The sequence below is a fragment of the Kitasatospora sp. NPDC001683 genome (genome assembly GCF_053596495.1).
This window is the reverse complement of sequence record NZ_JBSFGK010000008.1, coordinates 48,806-70,882: the sequence shown is the minus strand read 5'-3', so window position 1 is coordinate 70,882 and position 22,077 is coordinate 48,806. Positions and strand designations below refer to the sequence as shown.

Here is a 22,077-nt window from a genome sequence, read left to right as displayed (position 1 = left end):
CGCTCTCAAGGGTCCGTACGGCCCTCCCGATCCTCGCCCACCCCCTCCGACCCCGCCACCCGCCGCCGCACGTCGGCCAGCAGCTTGTCCAGCAGGCCGACCAGGGTCTCCCGCTCCGCCTCCGACAGCCCGCCGACCAGCCGCGCCTCCCGGCCGAGCACCACGTCCACGGACTGCTCGACCAGCTCGTGCCCGGCCGCCGTCAGTGACACCAGCACCGCCCGCCGCCCGTGCCCGGCCTGCTCCCCCGGCTCCCGGACCACCAGCCCCTGCGCCTCCGCCCGGGCCACCCGCTGCGAGATCGCGCCCGCCGTGACGAGGGTGCGACGGGCCAGTTCACGGGTGGTCAGCGCGTACGGCTCACCTGATCGGCGCAGCACGGAGAGCAGGTCGAGCGTCGCGGCGTCGATCCCGGCGGCGCGCAGGGCCCGGGCGCGGTCGTCGGTGAACAGCTTGGCGAGCCACCAGACCGGGGTGACCACCTCGATCGAGCCGGTCGGCGTCCCGGGCCGCTCGCGCTCCCAGGCTCGGGCGATCTGGGCCGCCGTCACTTCCGTTGCCACTGCCGGCCTCCTCCGTTACGTTTAGGTCTAAACATACATCGGAGAGGACCTGAGAGGACCCCCATGGCCCGCACCGTCCTGATCACCGGCGGCACCAGCGGCATCGGCCGCGCCACCGCCGAGCTCTTCGCCGCCGACGGAGACCGCGTCCTGATCACCGGCCGCCACCGCGACACCGTGGAACGCGCCGCCGCCGAACTCACCGTCGAGGGCGTGGCGTGCGACGCCACCGACCCCCGCCAGGTCTCCGAACTCGCCTCCCGCATCACCGAGTTGCACGTACTGGTGAACGCCTCCGGCGGACTTCCCGGCCCGGCCCCCGCCGACCTCCCGCCGCTCGACGCCCTGCTCGCCACCTGGCACGCCAACCTCGCCCAGAACCTGCTCGGTGCCGTCCTCACCACCACCGCCCTGCGGCCCGCCCTCGCTCCCGGCGGCACCGTGATCAGCATCGGCTCGATCGGCGCCGAACGCCGCGGCGGCGCCTACGGCGCGTCAAAGGCCGCGCTGGCCGCCTGGAACGCCGCCCTCTCCGCCGAACTCGGCCCGCTCGGCGTGACCGCCAACGTCATCTCCCCCGGCTACATCGAGGACACCGGCTTCTTCCAGGGCGCCCTCACCCCCGAACGCCGCGCCGCCCTCATCGCCGAAACCCACACCAACCGCCCCGGCACCCCCGCCGACGTCGCCCGCACCGCCCACTTCCTCGCCTCCCCCGGCGCCCGCCACCTCACCGGCCAGACGCTCCACCTCAACGGCGGTGCCCACACCACGCGTTGAACCCAGCACCGGCCCCAGCACCCGCGACCCAGGTCGGGATCACGCTCCTGACCCGGGCCGCAGGGGCGTTCCAGCTGTTCACGGTCCAGCCGCACTCTTCGTCGCAGGCGTCCTCGTCCGGGACGACTCCTGCCCTGAATGAGTCCCTGGAGGACGCTCCGGCGCGGACGCCGTCGTGGTGGCGGACGCCGTCGTGGTGGCGGTGGCCGTGGGCTCGGGCAGCGGGGTGGGTGAGGCCGAGAGCGGGCAACTCGGCGACGGAGTCGCGGCGGGAGGGGAGACGTCAGGGGTCGGCTGTACCGGGGTCACCGGGTGCGCGCCGCCTCCGCCTCCGTTCGTCGAGGAGCCGAGGAGATTGCCCGTCGCCTCGACCGCGCCGCCGCAGGCGAGCAGCACCGCGGCCAACACGGACAGCCCGACGGAGGCACGCAGCGCCCGGGGCGCAGGCGTGGAACGCAGGTCGGCGGCCATGCTCAGTCCACGTATTCCTGGGCGACCTGGACGTACTCGAAGCCCTTGACGTCGGTGGCGATCTGCATCTGACCGGTCTGCGACGAGGCGATCAGCGTGTTGAGCAGGCCGGAGATCGCCCCGCTCAGCGCCGACTCGGTGTCCGTACCGTCGGCGATGAACAGCGCCTTGGTCGCCACCTCCTGCAGCACACCGCGCTCGGCATCGCCGAAGCCGTACGCGATCACGTGCGGGTAGCGCGGCCGGCTCCGGTCCACCAGCTCGCGGAAGGACTTCCGCCAGCCCGCGTCGGTCGGACCGCCGTCGGTCAGGAAGAAGACCGTCGGCCGCAGCACGCTGTAGTGCTGCGCCCGCAAGCTGCTGACATCCTGTTCGATGCACTCCCGCAACCGGTCGAAGGTCTTGCCGTAGTCCGTGCGCCCGCCGCAGATCACTTCGGGCATGCTCGGCACCTGTTCCATGTCCGACATCGGGATCACCACGTGCACGTCGGTGGAGAAGGCGACCACGCTGACCCGGGCGAACTCCGAGACGCGCGGATTCGTCGCCAGGTTGTAGTGCAGACGCGAGAGGGTCGCGTTGAGCACTGCCTCGTGCGGCTTCATCGACGAGGACGCGTCGATCACCACGTAGGTGGGCAGGCAGAGTGACATGTGTGCACCCCTGAGCTAGTGGTTGGAGGCGATGATGATGACGATGAGCAGGATCACGGCGAAGGCGAGCGCCGAGATCCACTGGGCGTTCCAGGTGGTCGCAGGATCCTTCTTCTTCTCGGCGGTGCTCGTGACGACGGTGCCCTCGACCACGGTCCCCTTGACCACGGCGCCCGACTTGGCGGTGACCGTGCCGGCGGCGGGCTGCGGGACCAGGTGCGACGCGGGCAGCGGCGGCACCGGGGGCAGCGGGGTACGGGTCGGCCGTGGCACGGCCCTGAGGTAGGGCCCGTTGTTCAGCGCCTGGCACAACTGGGCGGCCGCAGGCCGTCGTTCGCGCTCGGTCGCGAACAGCATGTCCAGCAGTACCTCGGAGAGGGCGGGCTGCTCCGGCCAGGGGGACAGGGCGACGCTGTGGAAGGCGCGCGCGTCACGCTGGCCGGTCAGGCACTTGGCGACGAGCAGGCCGAGCCGGTAGCGGTCGGTGTACTGGTCCGCGTCGGAGCCCGGCGGCGTGAGCGGGTCGGCCCAGTTCGGCTGGTGGATGTCGGGCATCTTCTTCGGCTGACAGCCGTCGACGTCGATCAGGTAGACGGAACGCCGGCCGGGGCTCCAGAAGGCGTTGGAGAACGACCAGTCCGAGTAGACCAGGCCCAGCCCCTCCAGGATCGCGGCGAGCTCGGCCAGTTGACGACAGGCCGCCAGTCGGCCCTCGAAGCCCGGGCGCGGCAGGCCGACGCCCCGGATCGACTCGTCGGACTTCGCCAGCCAGTCGATCTCGACGAACCGACGCTCGCTGAACTTGCCACGCCGCAGCTCGGAACGGTACTGCTCGGGCGCCATCGGGATCACGCAGCCGACGGCCGGGTTGCCGGGCTCGTGGATCCGGGCCGCGGGCCAGCACGTCCCGGCGTACAGGGTTGCCCGCTCCGCCTCCGGCAGCGTGTCCGGAGCCGAGATCAACAGGTCGATCCGGTCGGCGTCCTCCGGGTGCGGGTCCGGCCGGTAGAGCTTGGCCAGCCAACCCGGATGGTCCGTCAGCGGCCGTACGGCGACGGCCTGGCCGTTGTGCTCGGAGATCGGCTCGGCGAGCGGTCCGAGATCGTCGAGGCCCACGGCCCGCGGCAACGACCAGCCCCGCGGATCGACCGCCGGGACGCCGCCGTCGGCGATGGGTTGGAGGTCGGTCATGCCCCCCTGCCGTTCCACACCACGACGGCGGTGCGATCGTCGAGGCACTGCGGTGCGTCGAAGCCGACGTCGGCGGTGAACCGGGTGGCCGGGACCGGCGTGCGCCAAGCGTTCGCGAAGTACTCGTTGACGTTGCCCGCCGGGTCCGCCCACGCGTCGCCGATTCCGTCCGTGACCAGGGCCAGGGCGGCGCCGGGAGCCAGCGTGACGTAGCCGTCCAGGGCCAGGTTCGGCGTGTCCGGCAGTCGGCCGGCGACCTCGTTCGAGACCACCGGGGCCGCGCGGTCCTTGGCCTCGCCGGCGGAGAACCGCCACCGCGGGACGCGTGGGTCGAGTGTCCAGGCCGAACTGTCACCGAGCCACCCGACCCACGCCCGGGCCGCGCCGCTCGCGTCCGGCTCGGCGATCACCGCGGTGATCAGCACGGTGGCCAGGTGCGCGGTACCGACGCCGCGTCCGGCCGCCTGCCCGGCGATCGATTCCGCGACCCGCCCGTACAACTCCTTGACGTCGAGCCGGTCGAAGCCACCTGCCTCGATCTGCTCGCGCAGCAGGGTGACGGCCTGGCTGGAGGCCGTGGTGGCCCCGGTGTCGGACCAGGCCGCGCTGGACAGGCCGTCCGCCACGGCCACGATCGCGTACCGGCTGTCCCGGGTGCGCCCGATCCGGTAGGAGTCCTGTCGCGGCCCGGCGGGCTGATCACAGCGGTGGCCGGGCCCGACCACGGAGGCCGCGCGGATGGTGAGGGCGCCGACCGTGGCTTCGTCGGCGGCGATCCCGTTCTGCACCGTGCGCTCCGGCAGCAGCCAAGGGAAGCCCTGGGCCCGCGCACCGTCACCGAAGCGGGGAACGCTCAGGTCGGTCGGCCGCTCACGCAGGAACGGCCGGGGTTTGCCCGGCTGGGCCGTCGGCGCCGTCGGACCTGCGACGTAGCGGCAGGCCGGCGCCGTCGCGTCGGGCCGGGGCTCCCGTTCGAGCCGATCCCGCCGTCCGGTCGGCGTCGCAGCGGCCTCGGACCCCAGCGCGGCCGCCGCGCCGACGGCACCCACCGCCGCGAGGGCGAACACGTCCACCAGCCAGCCGTAGTGCCGGTGCGGCGTGCCGACCTCGATGAAGGCCCCGACGGCGACGGTCACGAGCAGCGCCGCCCGCACCCAGCCGTCCGTCAGACCGTCCCGCCGGCTCTCGCCCCCGCTCACGGCCGCTCCCCGGAATCGCGGGACCTCGGCCCGGAGGCGAAGTGCTGGTTGCCGTGCTGGACCGCGAACACCTCGCCCGAACCGGTGGCGGAGTTGACCTGGACCGTGACGTCCGGCTGCTGCCGGATCGGCAGCGAGGCCAGGGCCATGACGTCCTGAGCGAGAGCCGGGTTCCGGTCGAGCAACTGGAACAGGGCCTCCGTCCAGTAGGCCACGACCTCGGCGTCGACCGCTCCCCTCGTGGCGGTCGACGCCCGCTCCAGCGCGCCGGACAGTTCCCTGCGGCGGCCGCCGTGGGCCCGGGCGATGACGCCGCCCATCAGCCGTTTCGCCTCCGTCCAGAGGTCGGTGCCCATCGCGGAGACCAGAGCGGTGGCTCCGCTCGCGGCCAGCTCGGCGAGTTCCTGGTTCATCGGCGTTTCAGCCCCGTTCGTTGTATCGGATGTGCTGGTCACCGCGGCCGACGGCGAAGACCGTGCCGTTCCCGGTGGCCCGGACGAGTTGCTCCACGGCCCGTGGCCCGGCTTCCGCGGGCCGCTCACCGGAGCCGGGTTCCCGGCCGGAACCGAGGTGCGGACCGACCGGGCTGCCCGGGTACCAGAGCCAGGCCCGTGCGGCGTACTCCTTGACCCTGACCTCGGCCGCGGTGAAGGCACCGGCTTCGAGCCCCTCGTGGCCGTGCCCGACCGTCTCCTCGTAGTAGTGCTGCGAAAGGATCGCGGCCACCGGGGTGCCGTCCGGACCGGCCGCGGCCGCCCGCCGCAGCGGGGCCGAGTCGAGCAGCCGGGCGAGCGCCTCGAACGGGGTGCCGGAGACGGTGCCGTCCGGATCGAGCCGGACCTCCCCCGCGTGCAGCGCCGCCCGCACCCGCAGCCTGGCCTCCGGGCCGGCGTGCCGGTTGTGCTCGCGGATCCGCGTGCCCAGTTCCGGCAGTAGCGGGACCAGCAGTCCGGCCTTGGGCAGCCCGGCCGGGGCGACGAGCCGGCAGCCGTCGCCGGTGTCCACGTACACGAAGTCCCGCGGGTCCGAGTCCGTGTGGTCGAAGGCACCGGACAGCGCGGATCGCAGCGCGTCGCGGATCTCCTGCAGTCGCTGCTGACCGCGGCCCGCGGAACCCGCGATGTCGCACGCCAGCAGGGCTCGGTATTCATACCTCGGATTCACATTCCCTCCGCGATCACGACGGGGGCGGCAGTTCGGAGATCGACATGCCGTCGGCGCCGAAGTTCCGTCGCCGACAGGATGATTGCCGAGATCGTAGAGGAGGGGTCCTCGGGTAGAACGGCTACTAATACGGCTTGTCCGGCTTCGGCCGGACGAGGAGGAGGGATGACCGATGGGCAACACACGAGTGCGCGGGGCCGAGGCCTACTGGCCGCCGGCCGGACTGCTCGGCAGGGTCGGCGAGGCCGACCGCCGAGTCCTGCTGGGGCTCGGCCACGGCGTCGTCTACCCGGCTGGTCAGATCACCATCCACGAGGCCGACACCTCGGACTTCGCGCTGCTCCTGATCGGCGGCACGGTGAAGGTCACCGCGCACGCACAGGACGGTCGGGAGGCGCTGCTGGCCGTACGGATGGCCGGGGACCTGGTCGGGGAGCTCGCCGGGATCGACGGTCAGCCACGCAGCGGTACGGTGACCACCTGCGGCCGGGTGCTGGCCCGCTACATCCTGTCCTCCGAACTGCTGGAGTGCACGAAGCGGCACCCCGCCATCGGGCTCGCACTCAGCGCGAGCGTGGTGGCCAAGCTGCGCACGGCGACCGGCCGGATCGTCGACTTCACCGGTTGCGACGTGCTCGGGCGGCTGGCCAGGATCCTGCACCACCTGGCCGTCACCTACCGGCGACCCGGCCGGAACGAAGCCCAACTCCCGCTTTCGCAGCCCGAGATGGCCACGCTGGTCGGCGCTGCGGAGTCGTCGATCCACAAGGCCCTGCGGGCCCTGCGGGAGTCGGGCGCGGTCGTCACGGGCTACCGCAGGATCACGATCCTCGACCTGGACCACCTCGCCCGGATCGCCGTCGCGGCCGAAGCGGCCGAAGCGGCCCATTCGCCGGCGATCTCACCAAACAGCTAAAAGCGCCGGGTTCCCACGACGGGTCGGCGCCAGCATGACCGAGTGCCGGGAGCCGAGCGTCGGAGAGGACCGGGGAAGCAGATGCCAGAGAACAACGGTGCTCCGGGCGGTTCCGGACGGATCCGGACGGGCGATGTCTCCGGAACGATGATCGTCGGCAACCGGAACACCGTGACCAACCTGAACATCACCGCCGGGCACGGTTCGGCCATCACCCTGAATGCGGGACCGCCGCCGAATCCGGTCAAGCGTCAGCCGATCTCCCACCTGCCGCGCTCCGGCGCCGATCCGCTGATCGGCCGGGAGCGGGAGCTCCAGGCACTGCAACAGGCCATCGGAGCAAGGCAGTTGGTGCAGATCTGGGGCACCTCCGGGGTCGGCAAGAGTGCGCTGCTGCGCCACGTCGCCCGCACTTTGCCGCGCGGGCCCGAGGGCGTGGCCTACATCGAAGCCGGCGGACGGACGGCCGACGACCTCGCGCAGGCGATCTTCGACATCAGCTTCGACGCGCCGAACTACAAGCCGTCGCTGGAGGTGCTGAAGGAACACCTGAAAACCCTGCGGCTGCGGATCTACCTGGACGACGCGGGACTCGACGAGAAGGACCTGCACCGGCTCTTCGACATGGCCGGACAGTCCGCCTTCGTCTTCACCTCGCAGCACCGGTCGCCGGTCGCCGGCGTACACGCGATCCGACTCGACGGACTGACGGACACGGCAGGGGTGCACCTCGTACAGACCGTACTGGCCCGTCCGTTGCGGCCCGAGGAAACTCAGACCGTGGCGGCGCTGTGCGACGCCCTGCACGGCAATCCGCTCCGGCTGCGGCGCATCGCCCTGTCAGTCGCGACCGGCAAGCGCCTGCCGACCATCGCCGACCTCCCCGCACTGCTCCCCGCCCTGCTCAACAGGCTCCAGCCGGCCGAACGTGACCTGCTGCACCTGCTCGGCTCGCTGTCCGGCGCCGAGTTGGCGGCCCCGCAGCTCAACGCCCTGCTCGGCCGGACGGACAGCGACGCGCTCGCCGGCGGCCTGGTGCGGCACGGCCTGCTGATCGCCTCGGAAACCGGCTACGGGTGTCCCCCGGACGTCGCCGAGTGCGTACTCAAGAGCCGGATGACGCAATTCCCGGCCGATCGGCTCTGCCGGGCGCTCACCGCGTGGGTCGAGTCGCGGGACACCACCCCGGACCAGGTCGCGGCCCACTTCCAGGCCCTGGACGTCGCGGTGCTGGGAGCGGAGAGGAGCGGACAGGCGCAGCTCGGCGTGGAGTTGGCCCGTGCCGCCTCGCCGAAACTGGCGCTCTCCCGGCAGTTCGACGCGTGGGGCAGCCTCCTCGGAGCCGGCTGGGCCGCCGCGAAGAGCGTGGGCGACCGCGCGGGCGAGGAGTTCTTCCTGCGCGAGGCGCGCACCCGCCGCAAGGCGATCGGCCGGGCCGCACTGACGACGGCCCTGGCGCTGGAGGCGGGGGCGCTCTGGCAGGAACTCGCCGCCCTGCAAGCGCACTCGGTGGCCCACCATGCCGCGACGACGGCGATCACCGCCGTGCCGCCGGTCGCGCCTCTCGCGCCGGTCGTGCCGGTTGCTCCGGTCACGCCGGTCACCCCGGCACCGACCGCGGTCGCCCCGCCGACGGTCACCCATCCGGCGGTCAGCCCCCCGACGATCACCCACCCGGTCCCCACCCCCACTGCTCCGGCGCCCGTGCACGCGCCGACTCCACCACAGGTGATCGACCTGTCCCAAACCGCCCAACAGCCCCTGCCCGCCGGCCACGTGGCCGGCACACACGCCGCCCCCTCGCACGCAGTGCCGCAGAAGATCGACCTCTCGGGTGCCCACAGCTCCGCCACCACCCACTCGACGCACGCCGCGAGCAGCACCGCGACCACGACCAGCACGGGCCACACGGCGCTCGCCACCGCCGGTGCAGCGACTGCCAAGGGCGGAGTGGCCCTCGTCGTCGCCTGCGTGGTCGGCCTCGGGACCGTGCTCGGCGTGGGGGCCATGGTCTACGCCCAGAACCAGTCGGACGGGACTCCGGCGGCCCAGGCCACCTACCCATCGGTCCCGACACGGCCGGTCTACACCCCCAGGCCGCCGGTCCCGGCTCCCCCGGTCTACACCCCCAAGCCGCCGGCCCCGGCCCCGGCCCCGTTGGTAACGCCGGACCCCGTTGATCCTGTGTGCGCAACGGCGGAACCGGAATTGGAACAGGAGACCCAGCAGTACAACGCCGACCTGGCCACCGTGCAAAGCGCCGTCGAGTCGTACAACAACGCCATAGAGGCGCACAACTCAGGACGGACCTCCACCGTTCCCGACGACAGCGCGATGAACTCCCGTATCGACATCATCCTCAAGGACCTGCGCGCCAGCGAGTCCACGTTGCGGGGAGCCATATCGCAAGCACGGGACAGATCCGTGGTAGCCGACCTCAAGGGCATTCTGACCGCTCGCCAGCAGGAGGAGAGCCAGTTCCGCTCGTTTCGGAACAAGACCAGTAACAGCTACGACACAGCCAGCCAGGCTTCGGCATTCAACTCGGCCTGGCGGAGTCTGGTGATCCACTGCACAGCCTTTTGATCCGCCACAAGACCGACCAGGAAAGGCCGACCATGCCTACGGAATCCACCCCCGGCAACATCCACGCCGGAGACGTCTCCGGCACCTTCATCGTGGGCGACGACAACCACGTGACGAACACGACCACGCATCACCCCGAGCAGCCGCAGCCCCAGTCGCGCCAGCAGAACTCGGCCGAGGACCAGGCAGCCGTCTTCGCGGTGGAGCACGGCACCATGCACGTCACCTACAACGCCGAATCCGCGACCGAGCCCGAGGTCCGAGGAACGCCTCAGCCCTGATCGGCCAGCAGCTCCAGGTCCTGGGCGTTCAGTGTCGCCGTCCTCAGCAACTCCCTGATCAGGTTGACGCTGAGCGTCGAGCCGACCGGCTCGCCGACCTCATCACGCGTCAGTCCGCGCACACCCCGCCGGCGCAGCCGCTCGCGCACGTCCTCGACCGTGTTGGCGGCCGACTTGTGGGTCCAGTACTTGGTCGCGTGGGGCGAGGCGTTGGCCAGCCGGGCGGTGTCCTCCCAGGCCAACGGGAGCGGGAAGGCGTCCTGGCCCTCCAGGTAGCGCCGGGCGAGCGCGGTGAGCACGAGTCGCTCCTGCGGGGAGAGTACGTAGACCGTCTCGGGAGCCGCGGTCTCGGCCCTGCTCGTGGCACGGGGGTGCCGGTCGTCCCCGTCCACGACGCGGACCTCCACCAGGTGGGAGCGCCGCTTGGACGAGTTGATCACCAGCGGGGTGTACCCGGGCCCGATGATCCGCTGGTGGCCGGTGAGCATCAGCACGCCGTCGGGCAGTTCGATCGGCAGGTTGCCGGTGTTGACCAACCACCAGTCGCCGTCCGTGCCCGCGCAGGTGAAGACGCCGTGCCGACGGCTGACGGTCGGGTCGTCGACACCGACCGGTACGTGCACGTCCTCGCGGTCGCGCCCGAACAGCAAGGTGTACCGGCGCGGCGGCACGGCGTATCCACCCTCCGGGCCGAGCACGAAGATCGTCCCGGGCGGCGCCGGGGGCACCCGGTCGGCGGGACTGCCCGGCGGCAGCATCCGCGGTGGGAAGTTTCCGTTCGTCATCTCACATACCTCCGCCTCGGCTCGCGCCAGTGAGTGTACGAGCGCACCGGGAGGAGCGGTCCTCCCGCGGACATGCGGTGTGCGAGCTTGCGGAACCGCCAACTCTGTTTGCCCGGCCATGAACTTGCTCGATAACCTGCCCGCCGTGAGCACGATCAGCCGGCGAGCTGCTGCGATCGACAGCATGGTCGCCCAACCACTCGGGCCGGGCGATCCGCAGGAGATCGGCAGCTTCAGCATCATCGGCCTGCTCGGTACCGGCGGCATGGGCGAGGTCTACCTCGGGGTCTCGGACCGGGGCTACGCCGCCGTCAAGCTCGTCCGGCCGCGGCTGGTCTCCAGCGAGCGCTTCGAACGGGAGGTCGGCATCCTCTACCGCGTGCCGTTCGGAGTCGGACCGCGGGTGCTGGCGAGCGACGGCACTCCGGAACGCCCGTGGTTCGCCACCGAGTACGTCCCCGGGCTCACGGTGGACGAGGCGGTCCGGCTGCACGGCCCGCTGCCCGCCGAGGCGCTGTGGCTGCTACTGGCCGAGACAGCCGCTCAACTGCGGGCCGTACACGCGTCCGAGATCGCGCACCGCGACATCAAGCCCGCCAACGTCATGCTGGTGCGCGACGGCGTGAAACTGATCGACTTCGGCATCGCGCGCGCCGCGGACCAGGCGAGGCTCACCAGGAGCGGTGGCAGCTACGGAACGCAGGGCTTCTCGGCACCGGAGCAGCAGGCCGGGGACGAGGACGTGGCAGCGCCCGCGGACGTCTACTCGCTCGCGGCGCTCCTGCTCTACGCCGCCTCGGGTCGCACGCCCAGCGCCGTTCCCGACCTGGAGCCGCTGCGCGCCGTGGACGCCGACCTCGCCGCCATCCTCGAGCCCTGTCTCGCCACCGAGCCCGGAGCGCGCCCCACCGCCCACGAGATCGCCCTGGCGGTCCACCCGCACCTGCTCGTCCCGCCTCCGTCCTGGCCGCCTGAGGTCATGTCACGCATCGACTCGCGACGTGACTTCGCCGAAACACCGGTCGGCAAGCTGGCGACCGTCCCGCCACCGGACACGAGCACGGACCCGAAGCCTGACGCCGGGGCCACGCCCCTCGCATCACCTCGCCGCCCGCGCAAGCACCTGCTCCTGTTACCGATCGCCGCGGTGATCGCCCTCGGCGCGGTCGCGGTGTTCGTCCTCAGCCCGTCCACACTCCCGCAGAACCACACTTCGCGGGAGTCCGGCGGCACGCCGGTCACCGTGGAGCCCCTGGCCGGGACGACGCACGGGCCCTCCGCAAGCCCGAGCGCCTCGAACTCCGCCACCGCGCAACCCTCTCCCCCGCCTTCGACCACCCCGACCGGCACCACGCGGACGCCCTCCCCGAGCCTGCAGCCCTCGACCTTCTCCACCGCCAAACCCGCCTCCCCGCCACCGACCGCCCCACCGAGTACGGCCGCCGCCACGCCCTCAGCGGCCGCCCCCAGCCCCACCTCGTCGTCGATCAGCGGCATCAACGGCCACGACGACCCGGCCCAGGTCAAGGGCTCCGAGGCGGACACCAGTTGGTTCGGCAACGACGCCGCCTGCTCCGCCTGGCTGGACGACGACGGCTCCGGCTCACTCGCGGGCGTGCTCAACACCTCCCTGAACCAGACCTGCGTCGCCGAACTCTCCCGCAGCGACGGCCTCACCTACACCTTCCGCGCCTCCTGGGGCGCCACGAAGACGAGCTTCGTCCCCGACATCGGCTACACGATGTGGATCTGCGTCTGGAACGCGAGCAACCGATCCACCGAGCAGTGCTCCGCTCGCTTCGGCATGAACGGCACCACCCCGGTCCGCCGGTGAAACGAGGCCGCCGCAAGAAGCACCCACAGGCCGCCACGCCCCGGCCACCCGCACACCGGCCCTCGCCGGCCGTTCGGAGAAATTCGGGAGGCTGATCTGTGCGGCGAGACCGCATCGAGCGCGTCCGAGACCGTCGCGAGACTGCCGAAACGACCGCGGCCCAGATCAGGATCATGCTCCTGACCTGGGCCACAGTGTGCGTTTCAGCTGTTCACGGGGTGGGCGCGGACGGTTTCGAACCGCCGACATCTGCTTTGTAAGCTCGTTCGACCTTTCGGGCGGGCTCAGCGAACCCGCACGCGCCTCCCGGCAGCCGGGCGCAGGCAGCCTTCCCTGCCGTCTCATGTACGTCGGTGTTGCCGTCAGGATCTGCCGTCAGCGGAGCCCAGGAGTGGGGAGGATTTGGGCCCACTGCCGCTTCGCCCTGAATGAGGTCCGGGGTGGTCACGGACCGGCACAGAAACGCAAACACACTGCCCAGAGCGTTGGCCTGCGTTGGTCTCGGCCCTGCCAGAGCAGCCCTGATCTCAACATCTTCTCGCGAAGCCCTCCCAAGTGAGCGAACGAGCGCCATTCTCTCGTCGCGCCGTCTCAGAAGCCCAGAATGTTTCGCAGCTCAGCGACGCGATCCATGGCCGCGCGCGGGCCGTACGCAGCGATGCTCGAAAGCGCTGCGGCGGCCCCAGCGGCAATCGGCATGCCCTCTCCGGGGTAACCAAGCATAATCCAGGAGCAGGCGACAACAGCCGTGGCCGACACCACAGCGGCCAACCGCAGGCCGGCTCCGCGGCGTTCTGGCGCAACCACGCCTTCAAGATCGGCCTCAGAGAGAAGCTGTCCAATCTTCGACTCTGCGTAGTTGTTAGAAATAGTGACCAGAGTGCGCGCGAGATCCTTCATGGACTCAACCCCTCGCGTATCCATCTGGTCCTCCATCTGCTGGAGTTTGGCCGCCACAAGGGCGGCATTCTTCTTCACTGAGTGACGCCTCGGCGAGAACCGTCCGATACTGCCGTGGACTCGATGAATGCGCAAGACAGAACGCCTAACATTGGCGCAGGCATGGTCCAATCCGCGTACAGCGACAGGTCGCTCATCACCAACCGAGGAGTAGACGGCTTCACATTGCCGAATCGCCGCCCCCGTGCCGAGCAGAAAGCGATAACGTGAAACGGTGGGATTATGATCGGCAGCCCAGATCAAAATCGGCGTAATGATAGCGGCCGTCAGAACGTTTCGGGGCTGCAAGTCCTGCGCAAGCCGTCCTGTCTCAATCGTTTTCACTACAGCCACGGCCATGTCGCCGCCCAGGACTCCGATGATGAAGGTCAGAACCCTGTACCGCAGGCGAATTTCTCCAGCGGAGCTTTTACCTGCAATTCGCAGAGAGTCCGACGGCAGATCCGAGAGACCTAGGGAATCTAGCGAGCTAGACATTTCCTGAAATGCCTTCTCCGCAGTTCTAGAATTCCACTGCACCCACTTTTGACGCGTCATCGGCAGGCGCTTGACGATCCACAATGGGCCCTTGTAGGCGAAAATAGCCAAAGCTATGAAAATTGCATTCGCGAACACCACTTGCTGGATTTTCGACAAGAGCTGAAAGTCGATTATCAATTCTCCCCCAACGCTTCGCACCCGAGGAGGATCGTAGCGGTCCGCACCGTCACATGAAGGGCGATTGGCGCGTTCAGCGGCTGCGTATGGGACTCGAACCCGCGGTGACGGCGATGCTGCCCGATCTGCCCTTGAGATGCCCCTGTTCCCCGCAGCTCCCCGCCTGATCGGGCACGGCTGGCGGCACGCGGGGCACACCCGCCGGCGGCCCGAACCGAAACCTCACGCAGGTCACGACCTCCTGGGAACGCGTGGTGTTCCGCATGTTGCGGTTGGCAGTACCGTGCCCACGCGGGCGGGGCGGGCGCGCGCCCTTGCCTTGGTGGAGCTGAGGCAGTGTGACCGAGCCAGGCATGCGGGACCGCGGCGCCTGCCATCAGGAGTGGTTGCCATTCGAGCTGCCTCGCGGGGGAGGCAACAACAGGTCACGCTCCGGGTGGCTTTCGCCGGTGACGTTGCCCTGGACGCCGAGATCCTGGCGGGCGGCGTCGTGGAACTCATTGATAGCGCCGAAGACGGCGCGGTTGCGGGCGCGCCACTCGTCAAGGGTGCCGTGTACCTTGCCGCCGGCCTGCCAGTCGACTTCGAGGGCTGCCGCGTTGAGCCGGTGGGCAGCCTCTACGACCTCGTCGCCGCCGAGGAGCATGATGCGCTCGAAGGCACGGCCGCGCTGCCAGTTGGCCTCCGCCAGCTCCGCGGTGAGCTCGTGCTCGCCCTTGGCGCTCGCGTGGATGCCTTCCTTGTGCTCGTAGAGGTGGACGGCGAGGAAGACGCACGACCTGATCTTGTCGATGTAGCCCTCGTACGCGTGGAGCTTCTTCTCGTCCCACCGGGTCAGCAGCTCGTGTTGCTTCCGGCGCCGCTCCATCGCATGGTTAGTAAGGTGCGTCGTCAGCGCACCCACGAGGACGGCTGCGATCGTCACAATCTGTTCGGCCGCGGCCAAGTCTCCCCCAAGACATGAAGTTCTCTTGATGTCTTGAGGATTCTAGGAGTTGGGCGGGTGCTCGGCCCTGCCAACGGCTGATTTGCTGCATGTCCCGTTGGTGCGCTCTACGCGTGAGCAGGCTGAAACATCAGGGGGGCTGTACCCAGGCGCATTTGGGAGCGTCTGCCGCCGGGTTGGTACGTGACACTGTGACAGCTGTGACGCCTGCTCCTCCGTGTTTCAGCTGGTCCCCTTGGTAGATGTGGTACCGCTGCGTACGGAAGTCCACCGTTTGGCCAGTTGCGAGGGCGGCTGTCAGTCTGCGGCGAGAGCACCTGGGTCTTCGCGATTTTGATGTCGCTGGTATACGAGAGCGCTCAGATCAGATGATTGCTTTGGATCTCTGGCCCGTGCCAGGCGAGTAATGACCATGCAGATCACATGAGCCCGTCTGTACGAGGGCTGCGGCGCTGGCTCAGTCATGTGTTGTGCCGTCAGGCCTTTGACGTCGGTAGAGCGCGATGTCGTTTTGGAAGCCGACGACGAGGTCGCCGGTGGTGGTGAGGGCCGCGCAGCGAGGGGCACTGAGTGCGACCACTGCCGTAGTCGTGCCCGTGCGCAGATCCCACACCCGCACCGTCCCGTCGTCGCCAGCAGTGACAGCGGTGGGAACACCGTCGAGCATGGTGCACGCCACCGCGGAGACCACGCTGGTATGACCGGTGAGGGGGTTGCCGATCGCCTGGCCGGTGTGCAGATCCCACACCCGCACCGTCCTATCCCAGCTGGCAGTGACGGCGACGGGGACGCCGTCGAGCATGGTGCACGCCACCGCGGAGACCACGCTGGTGTGGCCGGTGAGGGGGTTGCCGATCGCCTGGCCGGTGTGCAGATCCCACACCCGCACCGTCCTATCCGCGCTGCCGGTGACGGCGACGGGGTCGCCGTCGAGCATGGTGCACGCCACCGCGGTCACAGCGATGGTGTGGCCGGTCAGGGGGTTGCCGATCGCCTGGCCGGTGCGCAGATCCCACACCCGCACCGTCCTATCCACGCTACCGGTGACGGCAACGGGGACGCCGTCGAGCATGGTGCACGCCACCGCGGTCACGGTTTCGGTGTGGCCGGTCAGGGGGTTGTCGATCGCCTGGCCGGTGCGCAGATCCCACACCCGCACCGTCCTATCCTCGCTGCCGGTGACGGCGACGGGGACGCCGTCGAGCATGGTGCACGCCACCGCGGTCACGGTCCCGGTGTGGCCGGTGAGAGGGTGGCCGATCGCCTGACCGGTGCGCAGATCCCACACCCGCACCGTCGTATCCCAGCTGACGGTGACGGCGGCGGGGATGCCGTCGAGCGTGGTGTACGCCACTGCGTTCAGCTCGCTGGTGTGGCCGGTGAGGGGGTTGCCGATCGCCTGACCGGTGCACAGATCCCACACCCGCGCTGTCTTGTCGTCGCTGCCGGTGACGGCGACGGGGACGCCGTCGAGCATGGTGTACGCCACTGCGTTCAGCTCGCTGGTGTGGCCGGTGAGGGGGTTGCCGATCGCCTGGCCTGTGCGCAGATCCCACACCCGCGCTGTCTTGTCGTCGCTGCCGGTGACGGCGACGGGGACGCCGTCGAGCATGGTGCACGCCACCGCAGTCATGGGGCCGGTGTGGCCAGTGAGAGGGCGGCCGATCGCCCGGCCGGTGCGCAGATCCCACAGCCGAGCCGTGTCGTCGTTGCCGACGGTGACGGCAACGGGGACATTGTCGAGCGTGGTGCACGCCACCGCGATTACCCGGCTGGTGTGGCCGGTGAGGGGGTTGCCGATCATCTGGCCTGTGCGCAGATCCCACACCCGCACCGTGTCGTCGTCCCCGCCAGCGGTGACGGCGGCGGGGATGCCGTCGAGCGTGGTGCACGCCACCGCGGTCACCGTGCTGGTGTGGCCGGTGAGGGGGTTGCCGATCACCTGGCCTGTGCGCAGATCCCACACCCGCACCGTCTCATCCGCGCTGCCGGTGACGGCGGCGGGGATGCCGTCGAGCGTGGTGCACGCCACCGCGGTCACGGTTTCGGTGTGGCCGGTGAGGGGGTTGCCGATCACCTGGCCTGTGCGCAGATCCCACACCCGCACCGTCTCATCCGCGCTGCCGGTGACGGCGGCGGGGATGCCGTCGAGCGTGGTGCACGCCACCGCGGTCACGGTTTCGGTGTGGCCGGTGAGGGGGTTGCCGATCACCTGGCCTGTGCGCAGATCCCACACCCGCACCGTCTCATCCGCGCTGCCGGTGACGGCGATGGGGATGCCGTCGAGCGTGGTGCACGCCACCGCGTTCACCTTGCCGGTGTGGCCGGTGAGGGTGTCGTGCAGGGCGGGGTTGAAGGTGCTGTTGGTGGCCCAGACCGGTGTCCAGTGGTCGGGCGGGATGTGTCGGGTGAGGCCCCGGTGGAGGTCGGGGTGGGTGGCGCGGGCGGCGTCGAGGGCGAGGATCTGGCGTCGTTGTGCCGGGGCCGCCGTGTCGTGGAGATACAGGCTGGTGCGGTAGACGGCGGCGGTCAGCCGTGCGGACTGGCTGTGTGCATGGTGGAGGTCGGGAGTGAGGCCGCGCGGTGCGGCATGGACGAGGTATTCGCTGTGGGTGAGGGCGTGGTCGAGGAGTCCGGCCTGGGCGGCGTGGTGGGCGAGGTGGTTCAGGGCGTAGGGGTGGGCGCGGGCCCAGTCGCGAGTGGCGTCGGCGCTGTAGGGGACGTGGTCGGTGAGAACGCGGGTGTAGGCGGCGTGCACGGTCTTGGGGGCAATGCCGTCGCGCAGGAACTCGGCCATCGCCTCGTGGTAAAGCCGGTAGGCGGAGCGGCCGTTCTCGGTGGCCTCCACGACGTAGGACCCGGCCTTGTCGCGCAGCCACAGGATGTCGTCGTCGGTGTAGGGGTGTCCGGCGATCTCGGCGGCGAGGGGGGCCCAGATGTCTTCCCAGGGAAGGCCCTGTCCCTGGGAGTGCGCAAGGGGACGCAGGAGGTCGGTAGCGCGTCGGGCGTCGGTGCCGAGGCGTCGCTCAAGGTCGTGGCGCATGGCGTCGCTGGCGTGCCGGGGCAGTCCGGCGCGCCAGGCGGGGTCGTATGGGTCGGCGACGGTGCTGGCGGCGGCGAGGGTGCCGGCGGTGATGCGGGCGATGAGGAAGGAGCGGCCTGCGGCGTGGGCGACCGCCTGGGCGACGGGTTGCACGGCATAGGGGTGGTCGCGGTACGGCGAGGCGCGGTGGGCCTGAAGGAGTGTGCGGGCTGCGTAGGCGGTGATGGCCTGGGGGTCGGCGTAGCGGTCGCTGTCGAGGTCGATGACGTGGCTGGCGTCGGCGCCGAGGCGGGGCAGGAGGTACGGGCGGGTGCCGAGCAACAGGCGGATGCGGCCTTGGGCGTGTTCGATGAGCGGGCGCAGGATGGTGATGCACAGGGTGTCGGGGGTGGCGGCCTCGTCGAGGGCGTCGATCAGGATGGTCAGCGGGCGCGGGCGTCGTTGCCGGTCGAGGGCGTCGAGGAGTTCGCCGACCGTGCTGGCCTGGACGCGGGCGGCTGCCGCCAGCGCCTGGAGGACATCGGTGTCGGTGAGGCGCTGGGCGTAGATGGCCACATCGACCGCGTCGGGGTCGAGCAGATCCGGGGGCAGTCCGAGGGCGTGGAGGGGGACAGTCCGGCGGCGTTCGGGATGGGTAAGGGTGGCGATCAGGCCGAGGACTGCAGTCTTACCCGAGCCCGGAGCGGCCGTGACCACCCGGCAGGTCGTCCTGTCGCCTCCGGCCGGGGTGTTCAGCCAGGCGACGAGGTCGCGGAGGACGGTGTGGCGCCCGCTGAACCACCACGCCGGAGCGGGGGCCTGGTCCTCGTGGCCCTGGTAGCTCTGGAACGCCATAGCGCGCATCAGCAGCCGGGTGGTGAACTCGGTCTCCCGCTTTCGGTCCTGTTCGTCGAAGGCAGAGGCCTGCTGCAGGGCCAGGTCGACCTCGTTGAGCCCGGTGTCGTGTCGGGGGTTGGGAAAGAACGCCGGCGGCTCGCCGTCGAGGCCGACCATGGACAGGCCGATGCGCTGGTAGGTAGGCCGGTCGGGGGAGTTGTTGATGTGCCGTACCACGGCGTCCAGGGAGAGTGTGTCCGGGCCGTGCCCGGCAACCGGCAGGCCGGTGACCGCGTCCTCCAGGAGTTGCGGGAACAGGCCACCTACGGCCTGCTGGTGCGGCTGCGCGGAGGAGACGATCACCAGCCCCGACCCGGAGCTCCTGCCCCAGGTCGTGCCCAGGCGTTTCAAGGCTGCCGCGGCCAGCTGGTTGCCACCCTGGCCGGCGTAACAGGCGTCCAGGAGAAGAAGGACACGGCGGATCCGGGTGCCTCGCAGCATCGCCCGCGTCAGCTCCGCCGTCGGCAGCGCGGTGTACGTCAGGTCTGCCGGATCGGTGTCGGAGGTGAGCAGGACGTGTTCGCCACTGTCGTCGAGGACCTCGCCGTGACAGGACAGGTACACCGTCAGCAGGTCGTCCTCACGGCGTTCCGGTGAAGAGCAGAAGGCGCGCAGGGCGTCGGTGAGTTGCTGCTTGGTGGGGTTCAGGGCGACCGGGTCGTGGAGCCGGTAGCCGAGCGGGCCGGTGAACACCTCGACGACCCGCTCGCGCGCCTCCTGAAGGCCGGGCCGGTTCCAGTCATGGTTCTTGGGGTAATCGGCCACTGCTGCGGCGATCAGGAACCGCCGCGGCCCCTCCCCGCCGGTCTGCGGAACGCTCACGCGAGGCCCTCGGCGATCGCCCGCCCACACATGGCATCGGTCAGATACGAGGTCGCGTCGTGCGCGTGAACGCCGTTGTCCACTACCCCTGAGCGCAGCCGCGCACCGAAGACCGGACGCAGGTCCTTCACCAGGGCCACCACGTCTCCCGTACCGGCCAGGTTTGTCCAGACCAGCTCCTCGCCGCCCGGCCAGTGCCCGCGCGCGTCCCTGCCCGACCCGGTCGGGGCGGGCTGGAGCCGGTCGAAGACCAGATTGCGGACGCCCAGGGGCGAGCCGATCGTCACCAGCGCCCGCACACCGTGCCCGGGAAGCGCGCACAGCGCCTCGTACGCCACCACCGACCCCAGCGAGTGCGCCACCACCACCCGCGTCTCCGGACCGATCACCCCCGCCACCCGGCCACGCAACCGCTCACGCATCTCCTGATCCGTCAGATAGGCACGCACCTGCTTCAGGTCCGCGACCATCAACCGCAGCGCCACGTCGGCGAAGAAGCGCGACCCCGACAAGGCCCGCAAACCTGCCTGGACCGACCGCGGAGTCGACACCAGAGTGTCCTGCGCGTCCGGCGGCACCACGTCTGGATCGGTCTCGGCCGCCGCCCGCCACCATGCGGCCAGCAACTCCCGCTCGAAGCCCTCCTCGACGTCCTCCGCCGTGTACGGCAGATCCCCGACCGCGAGCATCTGCCCGGCGGGCCGGAACAGGTCGCCGTAGAACGCCATCGCCAGATCCGCCTCCGGGACCAGGCCTTCGGCGCCTGCCCGACGCAGCCCGTCGCTCAGCGCCGGCCACCAGGCGGCCCGCAGCCTGTTCTCCCCCAGTACCTGCTGCCCCATCCCGTGTACGCACACCACCGGCGCCACAGATTCCACCCCATTCCAGCCAGGAAACAGCCCCAGTGGTCCCCACACCTACCAGCGCCCGCCCTCCTACGGCAGCCGAATCTCTACATCGGTCACCCGCCGCCCCCAGGAGACGCCCGCCGCCCCACGTCGGCACGCCGACAGGTACTGCAATTTCTGACCAACACCGTGCGTGCCCGTAGCCGACTACTGCTGCTGGCTCCCGCCAACAAATGCTCTCCGCCACCACCTACACAGCCAACCGTTAGCTCAAGGATTGATCGGCACCTCGTAGACCAGTTCGCAGAGGGCTGCGGGAAGCACGATGTCAGCCGTCTCGACCGCGCGGCCGTCGTCGGCGAAGTATGTGCGGCGGACATGGGTGACGAGCGAGCCGCGCTGCACGCCGAGGAGCGAGGCTTCCTCGTCGGTCACGTGCCGGGGCTCGGGCTGTTCGGTGAAGTGGCTGACCGTGATGCCGATTTCCGCCATGCGGATCACGACGCCGCGGCCGGCAAGCGGCCCGCCCTCGGGCAGGACGATGATCGTGCCTGCGGTGAGGGCGTAGGGCTCCCAACTGGTAGACAGCTGGATCGGCTTGCCGTCGGCGAAGTACTCGTAGGACGTGCGGACGCAGAGGTCGCCCTCGGTGATGCCGAGGCGAGCTGCGATGTCCGCCGGTGCCGGGACCTTGGCGTCGGTGCGGCTCTCCCAGGTGCCCCGCCGCCCAAGGCTGGTCATGTCGGCCTGGAAGGGTGAACCTCCGCGGTCTTCGCGTGCTCGGGAGCGGACCAGTCGAAGTCGCTGGCGCGGCTCGGCGACGAACGTGCCTGAGCCCGCGCGGCCTTCCAAGGCTCCCTGAAGGATGAGGAGTTCCTGCGCGCGGCGCACGACGTTGTCGCCTACGCCGAGCTCGCGCGCGAGCTGAGCGCGCGAGGGCAGACGGTCGCCCGGTGCCCATTCCCCGCTGGCGATGCGCTCTTGCAGCGCGTCCGCGATGCGCAGGTACGGAGGTTGCTCACCCATATGGAAAATCTAGTCCACTAGGTCTAATCTAGTTAACTAGCTTCGCTCTGAGTGGCCAAGAAGCTACGGAGGGGTGTCCTGTGTTCTCGTGCGATCGGGCACGTGCTGACGGCATCACTGCTGGTCTCTTGGCCCTCGGGCTCGATCCGCAGATGAAGGATCACGGCAATCACGCCTGTATAGAGACGGAGGTGCCGGACTCGACAACGGCCGAGTCGTGGGGAGTTCTCCTGGCGTTGCTGGAGACAGCCGACCAGTTCGGACTTGTCAGCAGCGCCAGCCGCGGCCTGATCGCATGGGCCGCCGTCCGCATGGATGCGCCCGCGACGGACGATGCAGTCGCCGTCGCGGGGCAGTGCCGTCAGCTGTATGGGAGCTGATCAGCGTGTTCGACCTTATCCGCCCTGCCCCGACGTGGACCAGGCGTCAGCTCGTTGCGTGTTCGAGCCGTCGTGCCCCGGCCCCGCCGCCGTACC

At 70.2% G+C, this 22,077-nt stretch carries 18 protein-coding genes; 6 read left to right on the top strand and 12 right to left on the bottom strand.

What is annotated here, in order from left to right:
• Positions 1–5: 5 nt before the first annotated feature.
• Positions 6–563, bottom strand: coding sequence for a MarR family winged helix-turn-helix transcriptional regulator (locus ACWCYO_RS06610; RefSeq protein ID WP_270147134.1), 558 nt, complete (start codon positions 561–563; stop codon positions 6–8).
• Positions 564–626: 63 nt separating this feature from the next.
• Between ACWCYO_RS06610 and ACWCYO_RS06605 the strand changes: the two genes are divergently transcribed.
• Complete coding sequence (locus ACWCYO_RS06605; protein WP_449783595.1) at positions 627–1,343, top strand: SDR family NAD(P)-dependent oxidoreductase; 717 nt, start codon at positions 627–629, stop codon at positions 1,341–1,343.
• A 473-nt stretch (positions 1,344–1,816) separates the two neighbouring features.
• On the opposite strand, the gene ACWCYO_RS06600 is transcribed toward ACWCYO_RS06605, so the two are convergent.
• Genes ACWCYO_RS06600 through ACWCYO_RS06580 form a run of 5 tightly spaced genes read right to left on the bottom strand, consistent with a single transcriptional unit; the run spans position 1,817 to position 6,021 of the window.
• The gene (locus ACWCYO_RS06600; protein WP_270147132.1) at positions 1,817–2,467 is read right to left on the bottom strand and encodes a vWA domain-containing protein; all 651 of its coding nucleotides are present in this window, start codon (positions 2,465–2,467) and stop codon (positions 1,817–1,819) included.
• Positions 2,468–2,482: 15 nt separating this feature from the next.
• Positions 2,483–3,658: a hypothetical protein gene (locus tag ACWCYO_RS06595; protein WP_449783594.1), complete on the bottom strand. Its 1,176-nt coding sequence runs from the start codon at positions 3,656–3,658 to the stop codon at positions 2,483–2,485.
• Positions 3,655–4,857, bottom strand: coding sequence for a protein phosphatase 2C domain-containing protein (locus tag ACWCYO_RS06590; RefSeq protein WP_270147130.1), 1,203 nt, complete (start codon positions 4,855–4,857; stop codon positions 3,655–3,657). Before ACWCYO_RS06590 ends, ACWCYO_RS06595 begins: the two co-directional genes overlap by 4 nt.
• Positions 4,854–5,270: a hypothetical protein gene (locus tag ACWCYO_RS06585; protein WP_270147129.1), complete on the bottom strand. Its 417-nt coding sequence runs from the start codon at positions 5,268–5,270 to the stop codon at positions 4,854–4,856. The genes ACWCYO_RS06590 and ACWCYO_RS06585 overlap by 4 nt, the downstream gene beginning before the upstream one ends.
• Before the next feature lie 7 nt (positions 5,271–5,277).
• Positions 5,278–6,021 (bottom strand): hypothetical protein, encoded by a 744-nt coding sequence (locus tag ACWCYO_RS06580; protein ID WP_270147128.1) that lies wholly within the window; start codon positions 6,019–6,021, stop codon positions 5,278–5,280.
• A gap of 172 nt (positions 6,022–6,193) precedes the next feature.
• Here ACWCYO_RS06580 and ACWCYO_RS06575 point away from each other — a divergent pair, with 172 nt between their 5' ends.
• From ACWCYO_RS06575 to ACWCYO_RS06565, 3 genes are all read left to right on the top strand, one after another.
• Entirely contained in the window at positions 6,194–6,937 is a 744-nt protein-coding gene (locus ACWCYO_RS06575) for a Crp/Fnr family transcriptional regulator (protein WP_270147127.1), read from the top strand.
• An 81-nt stretch (positions 6,938–7,018) separates the two neighbouring features.
• Entirely contained in the window at positions 7,019–9,523 is a 2,505-nt protein-coding gene (locus ACWCYO_RS06570) for an AAA family ATPase (RefSeq protein ID WP_270147126.1), read from the top strand.
• Positions 9,524–9,555: 32 nt separating this feature from the next.
• Positions 9,556–9,804, top strand: coding sequence for a hypothetical protein (locus ACWCYO_RS06565; RefSeq protein WP_449783593.1), 249 nt, complete (start codon positions 9,556–9,558; stop codon positions 9,802–9,804).
• Here the strand turns inward: ACWCYO_RS06565 and ACWCYO_RS06560 are convergent.
• Positions 9,795–10,589: an FHA domain-containing protein gene (locus ACWCYO_RS06560; protein WP_270147124.1), complete on the bottom strand. Its 795-nt coding sequence runs from the start codon at positions 10,587–10,589 to the stop codon at positions 9,795–9,797. The two genes, ACWCYO_RS06565 and ACWCYO_RS06560, sit on opposite strands and share 10 nt — an antisense overlap.
• Positions 10,590–10,734: 145 nt before the next feature.
• Between ACWCYO_RS06560 and ACWCYO_RS06555 the strand changes: the two genes are divergently transcribed.
• On the top strand, positions 10,735–12,423 hold the full coding sequence (locus ACWCYO_RS06555; RefSeq protein ID WP_449783592.1) for a serine/threonine-protein kinase: 1,689 nt from the start codon (positions 10,735–10,737) through the stop codon (positions 12,421–12,423).
• A 591-nt stretch (positions 12,424–13,014) separates the two neighbouring features.
• Here ACWCYO_RS06555 and ACWCYO_RS06550 read toward each other — a convergent pair.
• The 5 genes from ACWCYO_RS06550 to ACWCYO_RS06530 all read right to left on the bottom strand — a co-directional run bounded on the left by ACWCYO_RS06550 (position 13,015) and on the right by ACWCYO_RS06530 (position 21,601).
• A complete protein-coding gene (locus tag ACWCYO_RS06550; protein WP_449783591.1) occupies positions 13,015–14,061 on the bottom strand; it encodes a hypothetical protein in 1,047 nt (348 codons plus the stop codon).
• Positions 14,062–14,416: 355 nt separating this feature from the next.
• Positions 14,417–14,986 carry a hypothetical protein gene (locus ACWCYO_RS06545; protein ID WP_449783590.1) on the bottom strand — a complete coding sequence of 190 codons (570 nt, stop codon included), beginning with the start codon at positions 14,984–14,986 and terminating at the stop codon, positions 14,417–14,419.
• Positions 14,987–15,443: 457 nt separating this feature from the next.
• Complete coding sequence (locus tag ACWCYO_RS06540) at positions 15,444–19,727, bottom strand: caspase family protein (RefSeq protein WP_449783589.1); 4,284 nt, start codon at positions 19,725–19,727, stop codon at positions 15,444–15,446.
• Entirely contained in the window at positions 19,724–20,569 is an 846-nt protein-coding gene (locus ACWCYO_RS06535; RefSeq protein ID WP_449783588.1) for a hypothetical protein, read from the bottom strand. The genes ACWCYO_RS06540 and ACWCYO_RS06535 overlap by 4 nt, the downstream gene beginning before the upstream one ends.
• 276 nt (positions 20,570–20,845) lie before the next feature.
• A complete protein-coding gene (locus tag ACWCYO_RS06530) occupies positions 20,846–21,601 on the bottom strand; it encodes a GntR family transcriptional regulator (protein WP_449783587.1) in 756 nt (251 codons plus the stop codon).
• Between the two features lie 128 nt (positions 21,602–21,729).
• Here ACWCYO_RS06530 and ACWCYO_RS06525 point away from each other — a divergent pair, with 128 nt between their 5' ends.
• Entirely contained in the window at positions 21,730–21,981 is a 252-nt protein-coding gene (locus tag ACWCYO_RS06525; protein ID WP_449783586.1) for a hypothetical protein, read from the top strand.
• Positions 21,982–22,077 lie beyond the last annotated feature (96 nt).

Bases quoted from the DNA above. Each gene is read 5' to 3' on its own strand.
- ACWCYO_RS06605 (WP_449783595.1), top strand. From the start codon at position 627: ATGGCCCGCACCGTCCTGATCACCGGCGGCACCAGCGGCATCGGCCGC.
- ACWCYO_RS06600 (WP_270147132.1), bottom strand. From the start codon at position 2,467: ATGTCACTCTGCCTGCCCACCTACGTGGTGATCGACGCGTCCTCGTCG.
- ACWCYO_RS06595 (WP_449783594.1), bottom strand. From the start codon at position 3,658: ATGACCGACCTCCAACCCATCGCCGACGGCGGCGTCCCGGCGGTCGAT.
- ACWCYO_RS06585 (WP_270147129.1), bottom strand. From the start codon at position 5,270: ATGAACCAGGAACTCGCCGAGCTGGCCGCGAGCGGAGCCACCGCTCTG.
- ACWCYO_RS06575 (WP_270147127.1), top strand. From the start codon at position 6,194: ATGGGCAACACACGAGTGCGCGGGGCCGAGGCCTACTGGCCGCCGGCC.
- ACWCYO_RS06570 (WP_270147126.1), top strand. From the start codon at position 7,019: ATGCCAGAGAACAACGGTGCTCCGGGCGGTTCCGGACGGATCCGGACG.
- ACWCYO_RS06565 (WP_449783593.1), top strand. From the start codon at position 9,556: ATGCCTACGGAATCCACCCCCGGCAACATCCACGCCGGAGACGTCTCC.
- ACWCYO_RS06560 (WP_270147124.1), bottom strand. From the start codon at position 10,589: ATGACGAACGGAAACTTCCCACCGCGGATGCTGCCGCCGGGCAGTCCC.
- ACWCYO_RS06535 (WP_449783588.1), bottom strand. From the start codon at position 20,569: ATGGGGCAGCAGGTACTGGGGGAGAACAGGCTGCGGGCCGCCTGGTGG.
- ACWCYO_RS06530 (WP_449783587.1), bottom strand. From the start codon at position 21,601: ATGGGTGAGCAACCTCCGTACCTGCGCATCGCGGACGCGCTGCAAGAG.